This window comes from Sphaerisporangium sp. NPDC005289 (assembly GCF_040607455.1).
GTDB classification, from domain to species: Bacteria; Actinomycetota; Actinomycetes; order Streptosporangiales; family Streptosporangiaceae; genus Sphaerisporangium; species Sphaerisporangium rhizosphaerae.
This window is the reverse complement of sequence record NZ_JBEXGS010000008.1, coordinates 276548-295653: the sequence shown is the minus strand read 5'-3', so window position 1 is coordinate 295653 and position 19106 is coordinate 276548. Positions and strand designations below refer to the sequence as shown.

At 70.9% G+C, this 19106-nt stretch carries 16 protein-coding genes; 5 read left to right on the top strand and 11 right to left on the bottom strand.

Annotation, left to right across the window (positions count from 1 at the left end; translation table 11 throughout):
• Positions 1–224: 224 nt before the first annotated feature.
• The 5 genes from ffh to ABZT47_RS17015 all read right to left on the bottom strand — a co-directional run bounded on the left by ffh (position 225) and on the right by ABZT47_RS17015 (position 6503).
• Complete coding sequence (gene ffh, locus ABZT47_RS17035) at positions 225–1778, bottom strand: signal recognition particle protein (protein ID WP_354842185.1); 1554 nt, start codon at positions 1776–1778, stop codon at positions 225–227.
• Positions 1779–1902: 124 nt separating this feature from the next.
• Positions 1903–2463 carry an ATP/GTP-binding protein gene (locus ABZT47_RS17030; protein ID WP_354842182.1) on the bottom strand — a complete coding sequence of 187 codons (561 nt, stop codon included), beginning with the start codon at positions 2461–2463 and terminating at the stop codon, positions 1903–1905.
• Between the two features lie 10 nt (positions 2464–2473).
• Entirely contained in the window at positions 2474–2857 is a 384-nt protein-coding gene (locus ABZT47_RS17025; protein WP_354842392.1) for a DUF742 domain-containing protein, read from the bottom strand.
• A 5-nt stretch (positions 2858–2862) separates the two neighbouring features.
• Positions 2863–3276 (bottom strand): roadblock/LC7 domain-containing protein, encoded by a 414-nt coding sequence (locus tag ABZT47_RS17020; protein WP_279339489.1) that lies wholly within the window; start codon positions 3274–3276, stop codon positions 2863–2865.
• A gap of 5 nt (positions 3277–3281) precedes the next feature.
• The gene (locus tag ABZT47_RS17015) at positions 3282–6503 is read right to left on the bottom strand and encodes a nitrate- and nitrite sensing domain-containing protein (protein WP_354842179.1); all 3222 of its coding nucleotides are present in this window, start codon (positions 6501–6503) and stop codon (positions 3282–3284) included.
• A gap of 544 nt (positions 6504–7047) precedes the next feature.
• Between ABZT47_RS17015 and ABZT47_RS17010 the strand changes: the two genes are divergently transcribed.
• The 4 genes from ABZT47_RS17010 to ABZT47_RS16995 are packed head-to-tail and all read left to right on the top strand — an operon-like array spanning position 7048 to position 10477.
• Entirely contained in the window at positions 7048–8037 is a 990-nt protein-coding gene (locus ABZT47_RS17010) for an ABC transporter substrate-binding protein (RefSeq protein WP_354842177.1), read from the top strand.
• On the top strand, positions 8034–8807 hold the full coding sequence (locus ABZT47_RS17005; protein WP_354842174.1) for an ABC transporter permease subunit: 774 nt from the start codon (positions 8034–8036) through the stop codon (positions 8805–8807). Before ABZT47_RS17010 ends, ABZT47_RS17005 begins: the two co-directional genes overlap by 4 nt.
• Positions 8804–9670, top strand: a complete 867-nt coding sequence (locus ABZT47_RS17000) for an ABC transporter permease (RefSeq protein ID WP_354842171.1) — start codon at positions 8804–8806, stop codon at positions 9668–9670. Before ABZT47_RS17005 ends, ABZT47_RS17000 begins: the two co-directional genes overlap by 4 nt.
• A 9-nt stretch (positions 9671–9679) precedes the next feature.
• Positions 9680–10477 carry an ABC transporter ATP-binding protein gene (locus ABZT47_RS16995; protein WP_354842168.1) on the top strand — a complete coding sequence of 266 codons (798 nt, stop codon included), beginning with the start codon at positions 9680–9682 and terminating at the stop codon, positions 10475–10477.
• A gap of 150 nt (positions 10478–10627) precedes the next feature.
• On the opposite strand, the gene ABZT47_RS16990 is transcribed toward ABZT47_RS16995, so the two are convergent.
• From ABZT47_RS16990 to ABZT47_RS16965, 6 genes are all read right to left on the bottom strand, one after another.
• Complete coding sequence (locus ABZT47_RS16990) at positions 10628–11191, bottom strand: ATP/GTP-binding protein (RefSeq protein ID WP_354842388.1); 564 nt, start codon at positions 11189–11191, stop codon at positions 10628–10630.
• Positions 11192–11204: 13 nt separating this feature from the next.
• Positions 11205–11546: a DUF742 domain-containing protein gene (locus ABZT47_RS16985; RefSeq protein WP_354842385.1), complete on the bottom strand. Its 342-nt coding sequence runs from the start codon at positions 11544–11546 to the stop codon at positions 11205–11207.
• Between the two features lie 143 nt (positions 11547–11689).
• Positions 11690–12103, bottom strand: coding sequence for a roadblock/LC7 domain-containing protein (locus tag ABZT47_RS16980; protein WP_203968521.1), 414 nt, complete (start codon positions 12101–12103; stop codon positions 11690–11692).
• A gap of 5 nt (positions 12104–12108) precedes the next feature.
• Complete coding sequence (locus tag ABZT47_RS16975; protein WP_354842165.1) at positions 12109–15216, bottom strand: nitrate- and nitrite sensing domain-containing protein; 3108 nt, start codon at positions 15214–15216, stop codon at positions 12109–12111.
• A 309-nt stretch (positions 15217–15525) separates the two neighbouring features.
• Positions 15526–16956, bottom strand: a complete 1431-nt coding sequence (locus ABZT47_RS16970) for an aminobutyraldehyde dehydrogenase (RefSeq protein WP_354842162.1) — start codon at positions 16954–16956, stop codon at positions 15526–15528.
• 74 nt (positions 16957–17030) lie between these two features.
• A complete protein-coding gene (locus tag ABZT47_RS16965; RefSeq protein ID WP_354842159.1) occupies positions 17031–18314 on the bottom strand; it encodes a glycosyltransferase in 1284 nt (427 codons plus the stop codon).
• A gap of 133 nt (positions 18315–18447) precedes the next feature.
• Here ABZT47_RS16965 and ABZT47_RS16960 point away from each other — a divergent pair, with 133 nt between their 5' ends.
• Positions 18448–19062 (top strand): TetR family transcriptional regulator, encoded by a 615-nt coding sequence (locus ABZT47_RS16960; protein WP_354842157.1) that lies wholly within the window; start codon positions 18448–18450, stop codon positions 19060–19062.
• Positions 19063–19106: the final 44 nt, after the last annotated feature.

Below are 19106 nucleotides of genomic sequence, written 5' to 3'. Positions count from 1 at the left end.
TTTCGCGCGTGGGTGAGCGGGCGTCTCGTCGAGTGGGGCACGACGGGATGACCGCCCGAGGGACAAGCATGACGCGCGGGGGTGAGAGGGCACCCACGGTCACGGTGTTCCAACATGTCATTGTGCCAGATGATTGGACGCCTGTCCGAATCGACGCCTCATGACACCTGACCACCTCTCCCGCCGGCGCATCGGTCGGACCGAAGGCGCCGGCGGAAGCGGCGTCACTTCTGGCCGGGCAGGCGGAACTTGGAGGGGTCGAAACCGGGCGGGAGCTCCAGCCCGGGCGGAAGCGTGCCGCCGCCGAGGCCGCCGAGGCCCGGCGGGAGCTGCGGCGGCGTCGAGGACCCTGCGCCGGCCGCGCCCGCCTTGCCGAGGGCGGCCTTGCGGGGGTCGCCGCTGACCCTGCGCCCCTTCTTCGGCTTCTTCTGCGCGGCCTTGCCTTTGCGTCCGCCGGGCATGCCGGGGATGCCCATGCCGCCGGCGACCTGCTTCATCATCTTCTGTGCGTCGAAGAAGCGGGTGACGAGGTTGCTGACCTCGGTGACCGAGACCCCCGAGCCGCGGGCGATGCGCGCGCGCCGCGAGCCGTTGATCATCTTGGGGTCCTGGCGCTCGGCCGGGGTCATGGAGCGGATGATGGCGGCGACGCGGTCGAGGTCGCGCTCGTCGACCTGGTTGAGCTGCTCACGCATCTGCCCCATGCCGGGCATCATGCCGAGGAGGTTCTTGAGCGGCCCCATCTTGCGGACCATCATCATCTGCTCGAGGAAGTCGTCGAGCGTGAAGCCGTCGCCCGAGACGAGTTTGCCCGCCATCTTGGCGGCCTCTTCCTCGTCGAAGGTGCGCTGGGCCTGCTCGATGAGGGTGAGGATGTCACCCATGTCGAGGATGCGGGACGCCATGCGGTCGGGGTGGAAGGCGTCGAAGTCCTCGAGCTTCTCGCCCGTGGAGGCGAACATGATCGGGCGGCCGGTGATGTGCCGCACCGACAGGGCGGCGCCGCCGCGCGCGTCGCCGTCGAGCTTGGTGAGCACCACGCCGTCGAACCCGACGCCGTCCATGAACGCCTGGGCGGTGGTGACGGCATCCTGGCCGATCATCGCGTCGACGACGAACAGCACCTCGTCGGGGCTGACGGCGTCGCGGATGTCCGCGGCCTGCTTCATCAGCTCCTGGTCGATGCCGAGGCGGCCGGCGGTGTCGATGATGACGATGTCGTGCTGCTGGCGCCGGGCGTGGTCGATCGACCCGCGGGCCACCGCGACCGGGTCGCCGACGCCGTTGCCGGGCTCGGGGGCGTGCACGGCGACCTGGGCGCGCTCGCCGACCACCTGGAGCTGCTGGACGGCGTTGGGCCGCTGAAGGTCGGCGGCGACCAGGAGCGGGGCGTGGCCCTGCTCGCGCAGCCAGCGGGCGAGCTTGCCCGCCAGCGTGGTCTTGCCGGCGCCCTGGAGGCCGGCGAGCATGATGACGGTCGGAGGGGTCTTGGCGTACCGCAGGCGGCGGGTCTCGCCGCCGAGGATCTGCACCAGCTCGTCATTGACGATCTTGACGACCTGCTGGGCGGGGTTGAGCGCCTGGGAGACCTCCGCGCCGCGTGCGCGCTCCTTGACGTGGGACACGAAGTCCCTGACGACCGGAAGCGCGACGTCCGCCTCGAGCAGGGCGATGCGGATCTCTCGACATGTGGCGTCGATGTCGGCGTCGGTAAGCCTGCCCTTGGACCTGAGGGAGGAGAAGACCGATGTCAGCCGGTCGGAAAGCGTCTCGAACACGTGATTGGCCAGCCTCTGCGCTACGGGTCGTCCGGGGTCTTCGCGTCTGCGACTCGACCTCCCAGCCTATCCGCTCCGCGGCCCGGTCACGCGTATCGAGCGGAGGCGGGGAGGCCGGACGCCGTCAGCCGCGCCAGCCGGGCACCGAGACCCGCATGGTCAGGGCGTGCTCGACCAGCGAGATCAGGGTGCTTTTCACCGATTCCCGCTGACGGGCGTCGGTACGGACGATCGGGATGTGGGGAGCGAGGGTGAGGGCGTCGCGCACCTCTTCCTCGCTGTGCGGGTACTGCCCCTCCCATCCGTTCAGTCCGATGACGAACGGCAGCTTCGCCTCCTCGAAGTAGTCGACGGCGGGGAAGCTGTCGGCCAGGCGGCGGGTGTCGACCAGCACGACCGCGCCGATGGCGCCGCGCACCAGGTCGTCCCACATGAACCAGAACCGGTGCTGGCCGGGCGTGCCGAACAGGTAGAGGATCAGCTCGCTGTCCAGCGACACGCGCCCGAAGTCCATCGCCACCGTGGTCGTGGTCTTCTGCGGGATGAGGCCCAGGTCGTCGATGCCCGCGCTGGCGTCGGTCATCACGGCCTCGGTGGTGAGGGGCACGATCTCCGACACCGCCCCGACGAAGGTCGTCTTGCCGACGCCGAAACCGCCGGCGACGACGATCTTCGTCGAGGTCAACCCGCCACGGCTAGAGCCTGCGAAGTCCACTGAGAACCCTTTCGAGCAAGTTGAGATCCGGCTTGCCGGCGTCGAGCTGCGGCTGGTGCAGCTGGACGAGGTTTTCCGCGGCCATGTCGGAGATCAGCACGCGGGCCACGCCCAGCGGGACCCGCAGTAGCGCGGAGATCTCGGCCACGGAGCGCACCTGGCGGCACAGCGTGTTGATCGCCTGGTACTCCGGGATCAAGCCGGAAATATCTTGGTATGGCGGAATCGTGGAATGTACCAGCGTCTCCATGGCCAAGTGCGTCCGCGGCGTCGTCCTGCCGCCGGTGACCGTGAAAGGCCGGACCGGCGACGACGGCTCCTGTTGGTAGCGTCGTAACCCGTCCTCCCAGCCCGGGCCGCCCATGGAGGTCACCGCGGGGACGACGCCTGAAGCTCGGCGCGCACGGCCGGCGTCAGCACCTGCCCAGCGCGCTCGACCATCAGCGTCATCTGGTAGGCCACCAGACCCATGTCGCAGTCAGGAGCGGCCAGTACGGCCAGGCAGGACCCGTCGCTGATCGACATGATCAGCAGCAGGCCCCGCTGCATCTCCACCACGGTCTGGGTGACCGCGCCGCCCTCGAACACCCGGGAGGCGCCCTGGGTCAGGCTGATCAGACCCGCGGCCACCGCCGCGAGCTGGTCGGCCCGGTCCTTGGGGAACCCCTCCGAGTAGGCCAGTGGCAGGCCGTCCGAGGAGACCACCACCGTGTGCGCCACTCCCGGGACCCCCCGGACGAAGTCGGTGATCAACCAGTTGACTCCGCGGGCGGCCTGGCTCAGCTCTCTCACTTGTCCTCCTTGTCGCCCTGAATGCGCCGCAGCTCGGCGTTGTACGCCACCTCGTCCTCGCTCAGCTCGCCGCGGGCGACCGCCCGGCCCTGCCGGATGCCCTGCTGGAAGCTCGACAGGCGGCTGCGCGCCCGGTCGGGTGAGAGCGCCGGCATGGCGGGTGGCGGCGACGCGGCGGCCTCCTGCATGCCCGCCGACCCCGGGACGAGGTTGGCCTTGGGCACGCGCTTGGGCAGGCCCGCGGCCGTGGTGCCGTCTCGCACCGGTTCCTGGACGACGGCCGCCGCCTGCCAGCCGGCGTCGGCGGGGATCTGCTGCCATCCCGGGAGATCCTTGTCCTTCTCCTGCTCGCTGTCCACCCTGCGGAACCAGGCCGACTCGACGGAAGCGAAGATCGGCAAGAACTCCTCCTCCTGCTCCATGGGCGAGGTGTGCACGGCGGGCAGGGGGCCGGTGACGGCGTCGAGGTCGGAGGAGTCGTAGCGGCGCGGGCGCAGGCGCCCTGGCAGTTCGCCCGCCTCGCCGCCCCGCGCGCCCGGCCCGGTGGGCGGGCCGCCGAAGGAACCCGGTCCCGTGGGCGGGCCGAAGGAGCCCGCTCCGGCCGCCGGGCCGCCGAAGGACCCCGCTCCCGTCGCCGGACCGCCGAAGGACCCGGGCCCGGTGGGGGGACCGCCGAAGGCCGATGGGCCGAAGCTCCCCTGCCCGCCGGTGGGGGCGCCGAAGGCATCCGAGGGCGGGCCGTTACGGGTGCCGAAGGCGTCCGAGGGCGGGCCGTTACGGGTGCCGAAGGCGTCGGGGGCGGGACCGCGGGTGAAGGCGTCCGAGGCCGGGCCGCCGTAGCCGCCGCCGGTGGCCGGGCCGCCGAAGGAGCTCGGGCCGCTCGGCGGTCCGCCGTAGCCGCCGCCCGTGGGAGGGCCGCCGAAGCCGCCGGATCCGGGGCCGTAGAAACCACCCGATCCGGTGGGGGGTCCGGAGTACCCGCCGGAGCCGGTCGCCGGGCCGCCGAAGGCGCCGGGGCCGGTGCTCGGGCCGCCGAAGCCGCCGCCCGTGGTCGGGCCCATGGGGCCGGCGCCGTTGGGGCCGCCGAAGGCCCCCGCGTCGGCGAACGAGCCGCCGAAGGCGCCAGCGCCCGCCGGCACGTCGAACGCGCCGCTGGTCTGCGGGGTCGCGCCGAACATGCCCTGCCCCGCGGGCTGCCCTCCCATCGCGGACCAGGCCGGGGCCTGCGCTCCGGAATGCGCGCCCGGGGCGCCGCCGAGATGCGTGGGAGATCCCATCAGGGACTCCGGCAGCAGCACCATGGCGGTCAGGCCGCCGGTGTCGTGCCGCCGTAGCTGCACCCGAATGCCGTTGCGCAGCGCGAGGCGGCCGACCACGAACAGGCCCATGCGGCGGGAGACCGAGACGTCCACGACCGGCGGGTTGGCCAGCCGCCAGTTGGTCTGGGCGAGCTCCTCGTCGGTCATGCCGATGCCGGCGTCGGTGATGGAGATCATCACGCCGCCGCCGTCGATGCGGTTGCCGGTGACGCTGACCCTGGTCTCGCGCGGTGAGAAGGAGATGGCGTTCTCGACCAGCTCGGCCAGCAGGTGGATGACGTCGTTGACGGCCTGGCCGACGATGGAGACGCCGCCCGGGACGTTCATGGCGACGCGCTCGTAGTTCTCGACCTCCGACAGCGAGGCCCGGGTGACGTCGAGGAGCGCCACCGGCTGGCTCCAGCGGCGGGCGGGTTCCTGGCCGGCGAGGACCAGGAGGTTCTCACTGTTGCGGCGCATGCGGGTCGCCAGGTGGTCCAGGCGGAACAGGTCGCCGAGGCGCTTGTCGTCCTGCTCGCCCTGCTCGAGGCCGTCGATCAGGGTGATCTGCCGTTCCACGAGGGTCTGCGTGCGCCGGGAGAGGTTGACGAACATGGCGCTGACGTTGCTCCGCAGCTGCGCCTCGTCGCTCGCCAGCCTGATCGCCTCGCGGTGGACCTCGTCGAAGGCCCGGGCCACCTCACCGACCTCGTCTGTGGAGCCGACGCCGATCGGGCGCACGTCGGGCGGGCCGGAGTTGCCCTCCGACTCGCGCAGTTTCTGCACCATCTCGGGCAGGCGGCGGCCGGCGATCTCCAGGGCCTCGCGGCGGAGCTGGCGCAGCGGGCTGACCAGCGACCGCGCCATGACGGTGGTGATGACCAGCACCAGGATGAGCAGCAGGGCGACGACGCCGATGTTGACGGCGGCCTGGCTCTGGTCGGCGCGCGCCAGATCGGCGGCCTGGTCGACGATGGAACGTCCCAGCGTCCGCTGGGCCTCGTGCATGCGGTTCAGGCCGTCGCTCGCGGCGTCGAACCAGGCCTGCACGTCGTTTCCGCCCTCGATGAGGTCGAGCGCGGCGGATCCGGGTTGCGGCGGGCCTCCCGCCAGTGACCGGACGGGGCCGGACTGAGTGATGAACAGGGCGCGGTCCACCATGGCGGCGGCGAGGTCGATCTGCCGGCCGCTGACCGTGTCGGAGTACGCCTGGCGCTGGGCCGGCGTGGCCAGGAAGAGGAAGGAGTTGTACTCGCTCGCCTGCTGGGACTTGGCGGTCTGGAAGGCGCTGAGCGTGTTCTTGTCGAAGGCGCGGACCACGAGCGCCGTCAGCATCAGCCCTCGCTGCCTGGACGCCTGCTCGGCGGAGCGCGACAACGCCGCGAAGGCGGCGGCGCTGGAGCCCAGCGTTTCGTTGGTGCTGCCTCGCGCCGTCTCGTCGAACACCGCGAGCAGGTCGTCGATGACGAAGTCGTACTTCTTAAGGCTTGGAAGGGGCGGGAGCTGGGAGCTCACCGCGATGTCGCGCAGCGTGTGCAGTTCCGACAGGCGGTCGAGGACGCGGGAGAACTCCTGCTTGCCGACCTCGCCCAGGGCCTGCTGCACCGTCGACTTGCGATCGAGCACTCTTTGCACGGCGACGTCGACGTCGTTCTGCTGTTCGCGGATGAGCAGGCGTGCCTGCGTCCCGCGGCGACCGTTGGCGACGAACCTGCTGGTGAGGTCGCGTTCGAGGTCGAGCTGGTGGACAAGGTCGCTCAGAGTCGTGACGAACTCGGCGACGGTCCGTACGCGTTCATATTCAGTGGCGCTCTGGATGGAGGTGGCCACTCGGAGTCCACCGAGCAGGACGGCCACCGTGGTGGGCACCAGGATGAGCGCGATGAGACGGGTTCGCACCCGCCAGTTACGCAGAGCCATCGACCGTTCGGGTTTGGTTCCTTGGTCGGTGGGCGCACCCGGATCCGAAGGCGGTTGGGCTGCGTCCGGCGTGGTACGGCGACCGCTCTCGATTGTTGCTGTCCTCACTGGTCGCAACCTCTCGCCAGCTGGTCTGCTTCATGGGGGGGAAGGCCACGCGCGTGTTACACGTGGCAAGTCAAGGGGCAATTGGAGCATAAGCCTACGAGGTCGACCAATAGCTATGGGTAATTAGAACGGTCCAAAGCATTATTCGGCCCGGACGGATCCTCGCCAAAGGGGCCGTGCGAGATCACTGCCCCGGCCGCGCCTCCGGACCCGCGTCACGCTCATACATCGCCGTCTACACCGTTCCAAAGTCCCAAAAACAGACATATCGCAATTTTTCACGCTAAAGCGGATTTTGCTACAACTTCCTCCACATAGGGCACGCTTTCGTGTGACCGCAGATCTTCCTCCGCTAGGCTTCACGCTCGCCGTGCCACCTTTGCCTTCCCCAGAGGCGGGCTAGGCACTCTTCCCCCACAACTAAAAGGACACCTCAATGAGAAGCCTTAGGGGTCGTACCTTCGTCGTCGGACTACTGGCCAGCCTGGCGCTCGCGGCATGCGGGAGCAACGAGCCGAAATCCTCCGCGGCGCCGGCGAACGGCAGCGGGCTGGAGAAGACGACCATCAACGTCTCGACCTCGGCGATCGCCGACCACTCCGCTCTCTACATCGCCCAGAAGAAGGGTTTCTTCAAAGAGGAAGGGCTGACGGTCAAGACGGAGATCACTCCCAGCACCGCGGCCACCCTGCCCCGGCTGATCAACGGCAGCCTGGACGTCGCGGCCCTCGCCTACTTCTCCATCTTCTCCTCCCAGGAGGCCAAGGCCGGCGACTGGCGCGTGGTCGCCGACGCCTACCAGGCCGGCCCGGACGTCATCGACCTGGTCGTACCGAAGGACTCCAAGATCACCTCGGTCAAGGAACTCGACGGCAAGCGGGTCTCCATCGCGGCGCCGAACAGCGTCGGCCAGCTCGCGGTCGGCGCCACGCTGAAGACCGCGGGGCTCGACCCGAACAAGAGCGTCCATTGGGTTCCCCTGGCCTTCCCCGAGATGCCGGCCAAGCTCATCTCCGGTGAGATCGACGCCGCCTGGCTGCCCGAGCCCTTCCTGTCCAACATCCAGCGCGAGAACGGCGCCAGGGTGATCGCCGACACCATGACCGGCGCCATGGCGGACTTCCCGATCGCCGGCTGGGCCGCCACCGCCGAGTGGACCAAGAAGTACCCGAAGACCATGGCCGCCTTCCAGCGCGCCATCCTCAAGGGACAGCAGGTCGCCGCGTCCGACCGCAAGGCGGTCGAGGCCGTGCTGCCCGACTACACCCAGATCAAGCCGGACGTCGCCGCGGTCATGAAACTGGGCGTCTTCCCGACCTCGCTGAACGCCACGCGCATCCAGCGGGTCCCGGACCTGATGCTGGAGTACGGCTTCCTCAAGGGCAAGATGGAGGCCGCTCCGCTCCTGGTGCCGTTGCCTCAATGATCCGAGCACGAGCGGTCCGCGGCGCCATCGGCGTCGCGGGCCTTCTGGTCGTCGCGGAGCTGGTGGGGCGGTCAGGACTGGTCGACCCCGCCCTCCTCCCACGGGTCTCCACGGTGCTTCCGGCCGCCGGCCGGCTCATCGTCGACCCGGAGTTCCTGTCCTACCTGAGCGGCACCCTGGAGGTCTGGGGCGGTGGACTGCTCGTGGCCGTGCTGCTCGGCACCCCCCTCGGCCTGCTGCTCGGAAGCCTTCCCAAGGTCGAGCTCGCGGTGCGGCCGCTGGTCGAGTTCATGCGCCCGATCCCGTCGGTCGTCCTGCTGCCGCTGGTCACGCTGCTGATGGCCTGGGACCACGGCACCAAGATGACGATCGTCGTGTACGGCGCCATCTGGCCCATCCTCATCAACACCATGTACGGCCTGCGGGACGTCGACCCGGTCGCCAAGGAGACCTTGCGCAGCTTCGGGTTCGGCAGGCTCGCCGTCCTGGCACGGGTCTCGCTGCCCAGCGCGGCGCCGTTCGTGCTCACCGGTGTGCGCGTCGCCGCCTCCATCGGCCTGATCGTGACCGTCAGCGCCGAGCTGCTGGCCGGAGGGGTGGACGGCATCGGCACCTACATGATCCGCGCCCAGTCCGGGTTCCGCACCGACCTGGTGCTCGCGGCCACGGTCTGGACCGGAACGCTCGGGCTCCTGGCGAACGCCCTGCTGGTCAAGGTGCACGGCTGGGCGTTCCGATGGCACGTGGTGAAGTCTGGAGGCGCCACATGAGCGTCACGACGGTCCCCGAGGATCTGCGGGGCTCCACCGGTCCCTCCCCCTCCTCCCGCTCCAGGAGCCTGCGGCTCTCGCTGGCCACGGTGCTGACCCGGGTCTGGCTGATCCCGGTGGCGATCGCCGCCTGGGAGCTGGCCACCCGGCAGGCCGAGTCGTTCTACTTCCCGCCGCCGTCGGCGATCGTCGTGCGCATGTACGACCTGTGGTTCTCCGGGCCCGCGAGCCACCTGTTCCTCACCGAGGAGGCGGCCGAGAACTTCGGCCCGAGCCTCGGCAGGCTGTTCGGCGGATGGATCATCGCCTGCGTCGTCGGGATCACCCTGGGCATCGCCCTGGGCCGGTCCTCCGCCCTGTACGACTACATCAACCCGATCGTGGAGTTCGCCAGGGCCACTCCCCCGCCCGCGCTGATCCCGCTGTTCATCATCATCTTCAAGATCGGCACGCCGATGCAGCTGGCCACGATCGTCTACACGGTGATCTGGCCCATCCTGATCAACACCGTGGACGGGGCCCGCTACCTGGACGGCGTCCACGCCGACACCGCCAAGGTGTTCGGGCTGACCCGGGCGCAGCGCTTCTTCCGCATCATCCTGCCCGCGGCGGCTCCCAAGATCTTCGCCGGGATGCGGGTGAGCCTGTCGATCGCCGTGATCCTCATGGTGGTCTCCGAGCTCGTCGGCGCGGTCAACGGCATCGGATTTCTGATCCTCTTCAAGCAGCAGAGCTTCGACCTGCCAGGGATGTGGGGAGGCGTGGTCCTGCTCGGCATCCTCGGTTACACGCTGAACGCGTCCTTCATCATGATCGAGCGCCGCGTCCTTTCCTGGCACCGGCGTGCCCGGCAGACAACCTGAGGAACCATCGTGCTCGATGTCGTCAACCTGCGTCACACGTACGGCGAAGGCCCGAAGGCCCACCAGGCCCTTGGAGGGATCGACCTGAAGGTCTCCGAGGGCGAGCTGGTCAGCGTCGTCGGACCCTCCGGCTGCGGCAAGTCGACCCTGCTGCGCTCCATCGCCGGACTGATCAAGCCCACCGAGGGCCACATCCGCATCCGCGACACCGAGATCGCGGACACCCCCGGTGACCTGGCCGTCGTCTTCCAGGACTACAGCCGGTCGCTGTTCCCCTGGATGTCGGTCGGCGACAACGTCGCCCTGCCGCTGCGCCGGCGCGGCAAGGACCGCGCGGCGCGCCGGGCGGCCGCGGCGGAGGCGCTGGATGCCGTGGGTCTGCCGGGCGCGTCGGGCAAGTACCCATGGGAGCTGTCCGGCGGCATGCAGCAGCGCGTGGCGATCGCCCGGGCGATCGCCTACCGTCCCGCGCTGATGCTCATGGACGAGCCCTTCGGCTCGGTGGACGCCCAGACCCGCGAGGACCTGGAGGACCTGGTGCTGCGGGTCCGCGAGGACCACCGCATGACCATCCTGCTGATCACCCACGACATCGACGAGAGCGTGTACGTCGGGGACCGTGTCGTCGTGCTCGGCAAGTCGCCGGCGCGGGTGGCCGGCGAGCTGAGCGTGGACCTGCCGTTCCCGCGCGACCAGATCGCGACCCGGGAGCTTCCGGCGTTCGTGCACCTGCGCGCCGAGGTCGGGCGGCTGGTTCGCGGCAAGGACCACGCCATGGGGGCCGGGGGCCGGCCCGCGGACGCCTAGAGGCGCACATGGAAGGGGGACGCGGCCCGGCTCACCGGGACCGCGTCCCCCTTCTCACGTTCCGCCGGCCGGTGCGACGGTCGCCCGTACAGCACGCGCCACCGCCGTGACGGCGGCGCGGCCGGGACGCGCCCGGGCGGCCCGGCCGGTTCAGCGGCCTCCCCAGCCGGGAACGGCCACCCGCATCGTCAGGGCGTGCTCCACCAGCGCGATGAGGGTGCCCTTGACCGAGTCGCGTGAGCGGGCGTCGGTGCGCACCATAGGGATGTGCGGGGCGAGCGTGAGCGCCTCGCGCACCTCCTCGTCGGCGTGCGGGTAGTGCCCGTCCCAGCCGTTGACGCCCACCACGAACGGCAGGCCTGCCTCCTCGAAGTAGTCGATCGCCGGGAAGCAGTCGGCCAGACGGCGGGTGTCGACCAGCACGACCGCGCCGATGGCGCCGCGCACCAGGTCGTCCCACATGAACCAGAACCGGTGCTGACCCGGCGTGCCGAACAGGTACAGGATCAGGTCCTGGTCCAGGGAGACGCGCCCGAAGTCCATGGCGACGGTCGTCGTGGTCTTGTGCGGCGTCAGCCCCAGGTCGTCGATGCCCGCGCTGGCGTCGGTCATCACGGCCTCGGTGGTGAGGGGCACGATCTCCGACACCGCCCCGACGAAGGTCGTCTTGCCGACACCGAACCCGCCCGCGACGACGATCTTCGTCGACGTCAGCGCCGGGCCGCGGCTAGAGCCTGCGAAGTCCACTGAGAACCCTTTCAAGCAAGTTGAGGTCCGGCTTACCCGTCTCCAGCTGCGGGTGGTGCACCTGGACCAGGCCCTCTGCCGCCATGTCGGCGATCACGACGCGGGCCACGCCGAGGGGCATGCGCAGCATCGCGGCGATCTCGGCGACCGACCGCACCTGACGGCACAGCGTACTGATCGCCTGCTTCTCCGGAGTGAGAGTCGACAGATCTTGATGTGACGATGTGGAGGAGGAGACGAGCGCCTCCATGGCAAGCGAGGTCCGGGGGGCGGTACGGCCCCCGGTCACCGCGTACGGCCGGACCAGGGAACTGCGTTCCACCGGTTCGGGGTTGGGAAGCGGGGCCGCCGCGCCGGAGAACCGGCGGACGTCCTCGATGGGCGGGTACGGCGATCCGCCGCTCAGCGGATCGCCGTCATCTGTCCAGCCGCGGCGTGCCACAGCGTCCTCCTGTCATCGGCCCCTCACCTGGGTTGAGACGCCTGCAGCTCGGCACGCACGGCCGGGGTCAGCACCTGACCCGCACGCTCCACCAGCAACGTCATCTGATAAGCGACCAGGCCCATGTCGCAGTCGGCCGCCGCCAGCACGGCCAGGCAGGACCCGTCGCTGATCGACATGATCAGCAGCAGGCCCCGCTGCATCTCCACCACGGTCTGGGTGACCGCGCCGCCCTCGAACACCCGGGAGGCGCCCTGGGTCAGGCTGATCAGACCCGCGGCCACCGCCGCGAGCTGGTCGGCCCGGTCCTTGGGGAACCCCTCCGAGTAGGCCAGCGGCAACCCGTCGGCCGACACGACCACCGTGTGCGCCACACCGGGGACATTGTTCACAAAGTCTGTGATAAGCCAGTTGACTCCACGGGCGGCCTGGCTCAGCTCCCTCACGAGTCCTCCTTGTTGCGGTCAACGTTCCAGTTGGGGGCAAAGTCGTCGTTCTGCTCGCTCTCGCCGCGGGCGACGGCCCGCCCCTTCCGCACGCCTTGCTGGAAGCTCGACAGGCGGCTGCGCACCCGGTCGGGCGACAGCGAGGGCTGCGGGGTGAAGACCGAGGGCCCGGGGTCGGCCGACCCCGGCACCAGGTTCGCCTTGGGCACCCTCTTGGGGAGCCCGGAGGGGGTGACGCCTCCCAGAGAGGGATCGCTGGCCGCCCGGGCGGCCTGCCAGCCGGCGTCGGCGGGCGAGGACCAGCCTCTGCCCTCGGCCGGCTGCACGACGACGGCCTGCTCGGCCTCGCGCTCCACCGGGAGCGCCGGCTCCTGCGGGAGTCCGGGCGCGCTCTCGCGCGGGGCCGGCTCCAGGTCGGTGCGGCGGAACCAGTCGGACTCGACCGCCGCGAAGATCGGCAGGAACTCCTCCGGCCCGTCGTCGAGGGCCGAGGTGTGGACCACCGGCAGCGGGCCGGTGTGGTCGTCGGGGATCGCCCCGAAGCCGCGCCTCGGGGCCTCGGCCGCCCCGCCGGTGATCGGACCGGCCGGGCCGCCCGTGACGGAGCCGCCCGTGACGGGGCCGCCAGGACCGCCGGTCACCGGCCCGCCTCCGGTCAGCGGCCCGGTCATCCCGCCGGGCCCCGAGGGGACGGCCGGCCATGAGGCGGTGTCCTGGTCGGCCAGGTCCGACGACCAGGGGGCCGCGCCCTCGCCGGTGGTGCCGGGAGCCGGCACGTCGGCCGGCCAGGGGGTGTCGATCGGCGGGTTGGGGTCGAAGTAGCGGTCGAACAGGTCGTCCATGGAGGCCGGGTCCCGGTCGAACGGCCCGCGGTCGCCGGGCGACGGCGTGGCGGCGAACGCGCTGCCCTGCCCCGCCGGCGGGCGCTCGAACGGGTCGCGCGTGGGCAGCGGGGGACGCTCGAAGGGGTCGCGCTCGAACGGCCCGCGCTCGAACGGCCCGCGCTTCTGCGGACCGGGGGCCGCGGCCACCCCGGGGTCGTCGGCTCCGAAGACCGGCGCGCGCATCCCGCGCGAGGCGGGTGCCTCGAAGCCGGCCGGGGCCGGGAAGCCTCCCGCGCCGAACGAGGCGGCCTGCGTCGTGGCGCCGAACTGGCCGGCGGCGGTCTCGGCGGGCGCGCCGGGGATCCGCGGCCCGCCGGGGACCGACAGGAGCGACTCGGGGATCATCACCATCGCGGTGAGCCCGCCGCCGTCCTGCTGGCGCAGCTGCACCTTGATGTTGTGGCGCAGCGCGAGGCGGCCGACCACGAACAGGCCCATGCGGCGCGACACCGAGACGTCCACGACCGGCGGGTTGGCAAGGCGCCAGTTGGCCTCGGCGGCCTCCTCGGCGGTCATGCCGATGCCGGTGTCGCTGACCGACACCATCACCCCGCCGCCGTCGACGCGGTTGCTGGTGATGACGACCTTGGTCTCGCGCGGGGAGAAGGAGACGGCGTTCTCGACCAGCTCGGCGATCAGGTGGACGACGTCGTTGACGGCCTGGCCGGTGACCGCGGTGGCCGACTGGACGCGCACGTCGACGCGCTCGTAGCCCTCCACCTCCGACAGCGAGGCGCGGCAGACGTCGACCAGCGGCACCGGGTCGCTCCACTTGCGCGCGGTCTCCTGACCGGCGAGGACCAGCAGGTTCTCGCTGTTGCGCCGCATGCGGGTGGCCAGGTGGTCCAGCTTGAACAGGTTGCCGAGCCGGGTCTCGTCCTCCTCGCCCTGCTCCAGGCCCTCGATGAGGCTGAGCTGGCGCTCGACGAGGGTCTGGCTGCGCCGGGAGAGGTTGACGAACATGGCGTTGACGTTGCTGCGCAGGCGGGCCTCGTCGCCCGCCAGCCGGATCGCCTCGCGGTGGACCTCGTCGAAGGCCCGGGCGACCTCTCCCATCTCGTCCCTGGAGTTGACGCCGATGGGCACGACGTCGGCGGCCGGGGCGGCGTCGCCGCTCTCGCGCAGCCGCTGGACGGTCTGCGGGAGGCGGCTGCCGGCGATCTCCAGGGCCTCGGCGCGCAGGCGGCGCAGCGGACGGGTCAGCGAGCTGGCGACCACGGCGGTGATGATGAGGACGAGTAGCAGCAGGAGGATGATGACGGCGCCGGAGATGAACGCCTGCCGCCCGGCCTCCTGCTGGAGCGCCTGGCTCTGCTGGACGACCGAGTCCACCAGCCGCTCCTCGACCTTGCGCATGCGGTCGGCGACGGCGCTGGTGGAGGTGTACCAGATGGTGGTGTCGTCGCGGCGGATCGGGTCGAGGTCCTGGATCTCCTTGAACTGTCGGAGCTGCGCCAGCGCCAGGGCGCGCATCCAGTCGGCCTTGTCGATCTGCTGCCCGCGGACGGTGTCGTTGTAGAACTTGACGTCGGCGGGCTGGGCCTCGGACAGGAACGTCGCGGTCTCGCTCTGCTGACGGCTCCAGGAGCCGGGGAAGTCGACGAAGTCGTCGTAGTCGAAGCCGCCGCCCAGGGTGCCGAGGGTGGTGAGCCCGACCGTCATCAGGCCTCGCTGGCGCGAGACCTCTTCCTTGGCGCGGCTCAGCGCGCCGAGGGCGATGGTGTCACCGAACAGGCGCTGGTCCTTGCCGGAGGCGCCCAGTTCGCCCTGCATGGAGGTGAGGACGTTGATGAGGCTGGAGTAGATGCCGAGCGCCGCTCGCGAGGGCACGCCGGCGGCGATACGGGTGCGCAGGCCCGGCAGGCCTTCCAGCCATCTGCGGATCTGCGCGGCCTCGGCGCGGACACGGGCGGTGTGGGTGTCGTCCAGCGTCGACACCGCGGCGAGCACGGGCTCTCTGGCGCGGTCCACGACGGCCTGCTGGGCGCGCACCTTCTTCAGGCGCGCCTGGCGGCGTCCCTCGGCGAGGTACCAGGCGGTGAGGTCGCGCTCGCGGTCGACCTCGTGCACCAGGACGTCGATCTTCTGCACGAGCGCGGCCACCTCGCTGAGGCGGCTGTACTCGGCGGAGTTTCCGACGGCGTTGGTGAGCTGCACCGCGCCGAGGATGACGCCGACGATCGTCGGGACGATGATGAGGGCGATCAGGCGGGACCGCACACGCCAGTTCTTCAGCCTCAGACGGCTTCCCGTCTTCGGAGTGCCCGTCATGGCCGGCTCGGACCGCTCCACACGGTCATTTCGCCCCGGGTTGCCCCGGGGTTCTGGGTTCCTCACTGATTTCGCAACCTCTCACCGAGCCTGGCGTGCAGGGGGGTACGTCACGCGCGAGGCGCATGAGACGTCCGAGACATCCATCAGGCGATGGTAATTGCAGCACACCCCTACCAGATCGGCCAACAGAACATGTATGGACAATCAACTCAAACTGGTACTTCTAGGGATAAAACCGTCGACTCGCTTCCGTAACTATGCGGGACGGAAGCCCTCACGGGTCTCGGACGGCGCGTGTTTGATCATGAGGTGCCTCGTCACGGAATACTCCTGCACCGCTTCCTGGCTCATGTCCTTGCCGAAGCCGCTGCCCTTCACCCCGCCGTGCGGCGCCTCCGAGGCGATCGGAAGATGATCGTTCACCCAGGTGACACCCACATCCAACCGGTGCGACACCCGAAGGGCCCTCGCCACGTCACGCGACCACACCGAGGACGCCAGGCCGTAGGGGGTGTCGTTGGCCAGCCGCACGGCCTGGTCCTCGCCGGAGAACGGCAGCACGACGACCACCGGACCGAATATCTCCCCCTGGACGACCTCGCTGTCCTGGGCGGCTCCGGTGATCAGCGTGGGCGGGTAGAAGAACCCCCGGCCCTCCGGCACCGCGCCGCCGGTCACCACGCGGGCCCCGCCCGCCACGGCCCGCCGGACGAACCCGTGCACGCGTTCGCGGTGCCCCGCCGAGATCAGCGGCCCGATGTCGGTCGAGGGGTCCCACGGGTCGCCGGCGACGATCGCGGCCAGGGTCTCGCGCAGCGCCTCGACCGCCTGGTCGTGGACCTCACGCTCCACGTAGACGCGCGTCGCCGCCGTGCAGTCCTGCCCGGTGTTGTAGGTGGCGCCCATGGCGACGCCCCTCGCCATCTCGGCCAGGTCGGCGTCGCCGAACACCAGCGCCGGCGCCTTGCCGCCGAGCTCCAGGTGCACCCGCTTGAGGCCGGAGCGCCCGTCCGCCGGGTCGCCGGCCGCGGCCCGCATGACCGAGCGGCCGGTCGCCGTCGAGCCCGTCACGCTGATCATGTCCACGCCCGGGTCGCCGGTCAGGGCCTCTCCCACCTCGGCGTCGCCGGTGACGGCCCGCAGCAGCCCGTCCGGGAGGCCGGCCTTGGCGGCCAGCTCCACCAGGCGCAGCGTCGTGCCGGGAGTCTGCGGCGCCGGCTTGATCACCACCCCGTTGCCCGCGGCCAGCGCGGGGCCGATCTTCCACACCGCCATCACCAGCGGGAAGTTCCACGGCGCGATGGAGGCGACCACGCCGACCGGGCGGCGCACCAGCACCGAGGTGTAGCCGGCGCTCAGCACGCCCGCGCCCGTCCCGTCCAGCGACCTGGCCGCGCCGGCGAAGAAGCGCAGGTTGTCCACCGCGAACGGCAGCTCGCCGTCCCGGAAGACGGCGGCGGGCTTGCCGGTCTGCGCCACCTCCAGCCGCGTCAGCTCCTCGGCGTCGGACTCCACCAGGTCGGCCAGGCGCAGCAGAACCCGCGAGCGCTCCGCGGGCGTGGCCTGCGACCACTGCTGGTAGGCCTCCCGCGCCGCGCGCACGGCGCCCGCCACCTGCTCGGGGGAGCTGTCGGGCACCGTGGCCAGCGGCGCTCCGGTGGCGGGGTCGATGGGGGTGTGGTTCATGTGCTTCTCTCTCCGGCGGGGCCGCCGGCCCGCGGCCCGCGCACGGCGCGGGGGCGGGGCCGGCGGGTGGAACGTCAGGCGGAGGCCGCGGGCGCGGCCGTCGCCTCGATGAGGTCGGCGGCCCTGCGCAGGCCGTCGCGGCGGCGGATCTCCTCGCCGGCCTCGGCCAGGCGGGCCCGCAGCGCGGTGTCGCCGAGCAGCCGGTCCAGGGCCGCGACCAGTTCCTGGTCGGCGAAGGCGTAGGTGGACAGGCGCACGCCGTACCCCAGCTCGTCGATTCGCTGGGCGTTGTCGTACTGGTCCCAGAACAGCGGGAGCAGGATCATCGGCTTGCCGAAGTGCAGCGCCTCGGTGGTGGTGTTGTTGCCGCCGTGCGTGATCACCAGGTCGACCAGCGGAATGATCTTGGTCTGCGGCACGAACTCCGCGCCCCACATGTTGCCGCCCAGCTTGATCTCCTCGTGCAGCGGGCCCATGGAGACGATGTACCGGTGCGGCGTGGTGGCCAGCACGTCGATCACCCGCTGCATCAGCTCGACGTCGGCCGAGCCCAGCGAGCCGAGGGAGAAGTAGACCAGCGCCCCCTCCCCGCCGGCCAGGGAGGCCGGCACCTCGAACGCCTCGTCGGTCTCGCGCACCGAGGAGTCCAGGCGGCGCCAGGACGGGCCGAGCGGGCGCGCGCCGGTGTAGTCGGCGATCTCGGGGAAGACGTAGAGGTTCAGATCGCCCTCGTGGATGAACTCGAGTTCGGGCAGCGCGGGGGCGCCCTGCTCCACGACCCACTCGTTGAACGCCGCCCAGACGTCGCGGTGGGTGCGGTCGTACTCGGCGCGGAACGCCTCCCACTCGGCGCGGTCGCCGGAGGGCAGGCCGCTGAACACCGGCGGCACGTCCTCGCCCTTCACCTCCAGCGGGTTGCACGAGACGATGCGCACGAACGGCTTGCCGGCCGTCAGCAGCGCGGGGAAGGTGATGACGTTGTCCTCGACGATGACGTCGGGCCGCACCCGCTCGATGATCGCTTTGAGCTGCGGCTCGCAGTACTTAACGCCGTCGATGAGGGCGTCCCAGATCGGCTTGGTGACCGTCTCGAGCTGTTCGCGGGTGGACTTGCGGTACTCGGGCGCGGTGTCGCGGATGAAGTCCTTCCAGAACTGGCCCGCGTCCTGCTCCTCCTCCGCCGGCGGGGCCAGGTCGACCAGGTCCTCCTCGAAGCCGAGCGCGGTCAGCTTGCCCTTCCACGACGCCTCGGCCGCGAACACCACGCGGTGGCCGCGGCGGCGCAGGATGTCGCCGATGCCGACGCAGTTGTTCGTCGGCCCGTAGGCGCTCTCCGGCATGAACAGAATGGTGGCCATCGGTACTCCAACGGTTTTGAAGACTGATTCAAATGCTTGACGGGTAGGTGGGTCAACAGCCGGGTTTTCATGGTCTGAAGGCGGTGCTGGGCTTTAGACTCCAGGTTCAACAACGGGGCACAGGGAGGCTGGTATGAGCTCGCGCAAGAGCCGTGCGGACCGGCGGGTCGACCTCATCGAGGCCGCCCGCCGGGCGATCCTGCGTCACGGCACCCAGGGGGTCCATCTCAACCACGTCGCCGAGGAGGCCGGGCTGACGTCGGGCGCGGTGCTCTACCACTACCCCGACCTGAGCGAGCTGCTGGTGGAGGCCCACCACGCCGGCATGGAGCGCTTCTACGAGCTGCGCGTCAAGCGCGTCGCCCAGTGCACCGACCCCGCGCAGAAGCTCGTGGTCACCATCCGCTCCGGGCTGCCGGTGGGGCCGGACGACCCGGGGGTGCGGCTGCTCAACGAGCTGGGCGGCGCGGCGGCGCGCAACAGGGTGTACGCCGTGCTGCTGACCACCCTGTACGACCGCCAGGTGGCGATGTACCAGTCGATCCTGGACACCGGGGGGGCGCTCGGGGTGTTCACCCTGGTCGGCGACTCGCTGACGATCGCGAGGAACCTCGTCGCGCTCGAGGACGCCTACGGCTACCGCATCACCGCGCGCCATCCGGTCATCGGCCCCGCCGAGGCGGCCGAGCTCATCATGAGCTACGCCAGGACCGTCACCGGCAACGAGCTGGCGCCCGCCGCTCCCTGACGCCCGCGGCGGCCGCCCCCGCCACGGGCTCACGTGGGTCACCG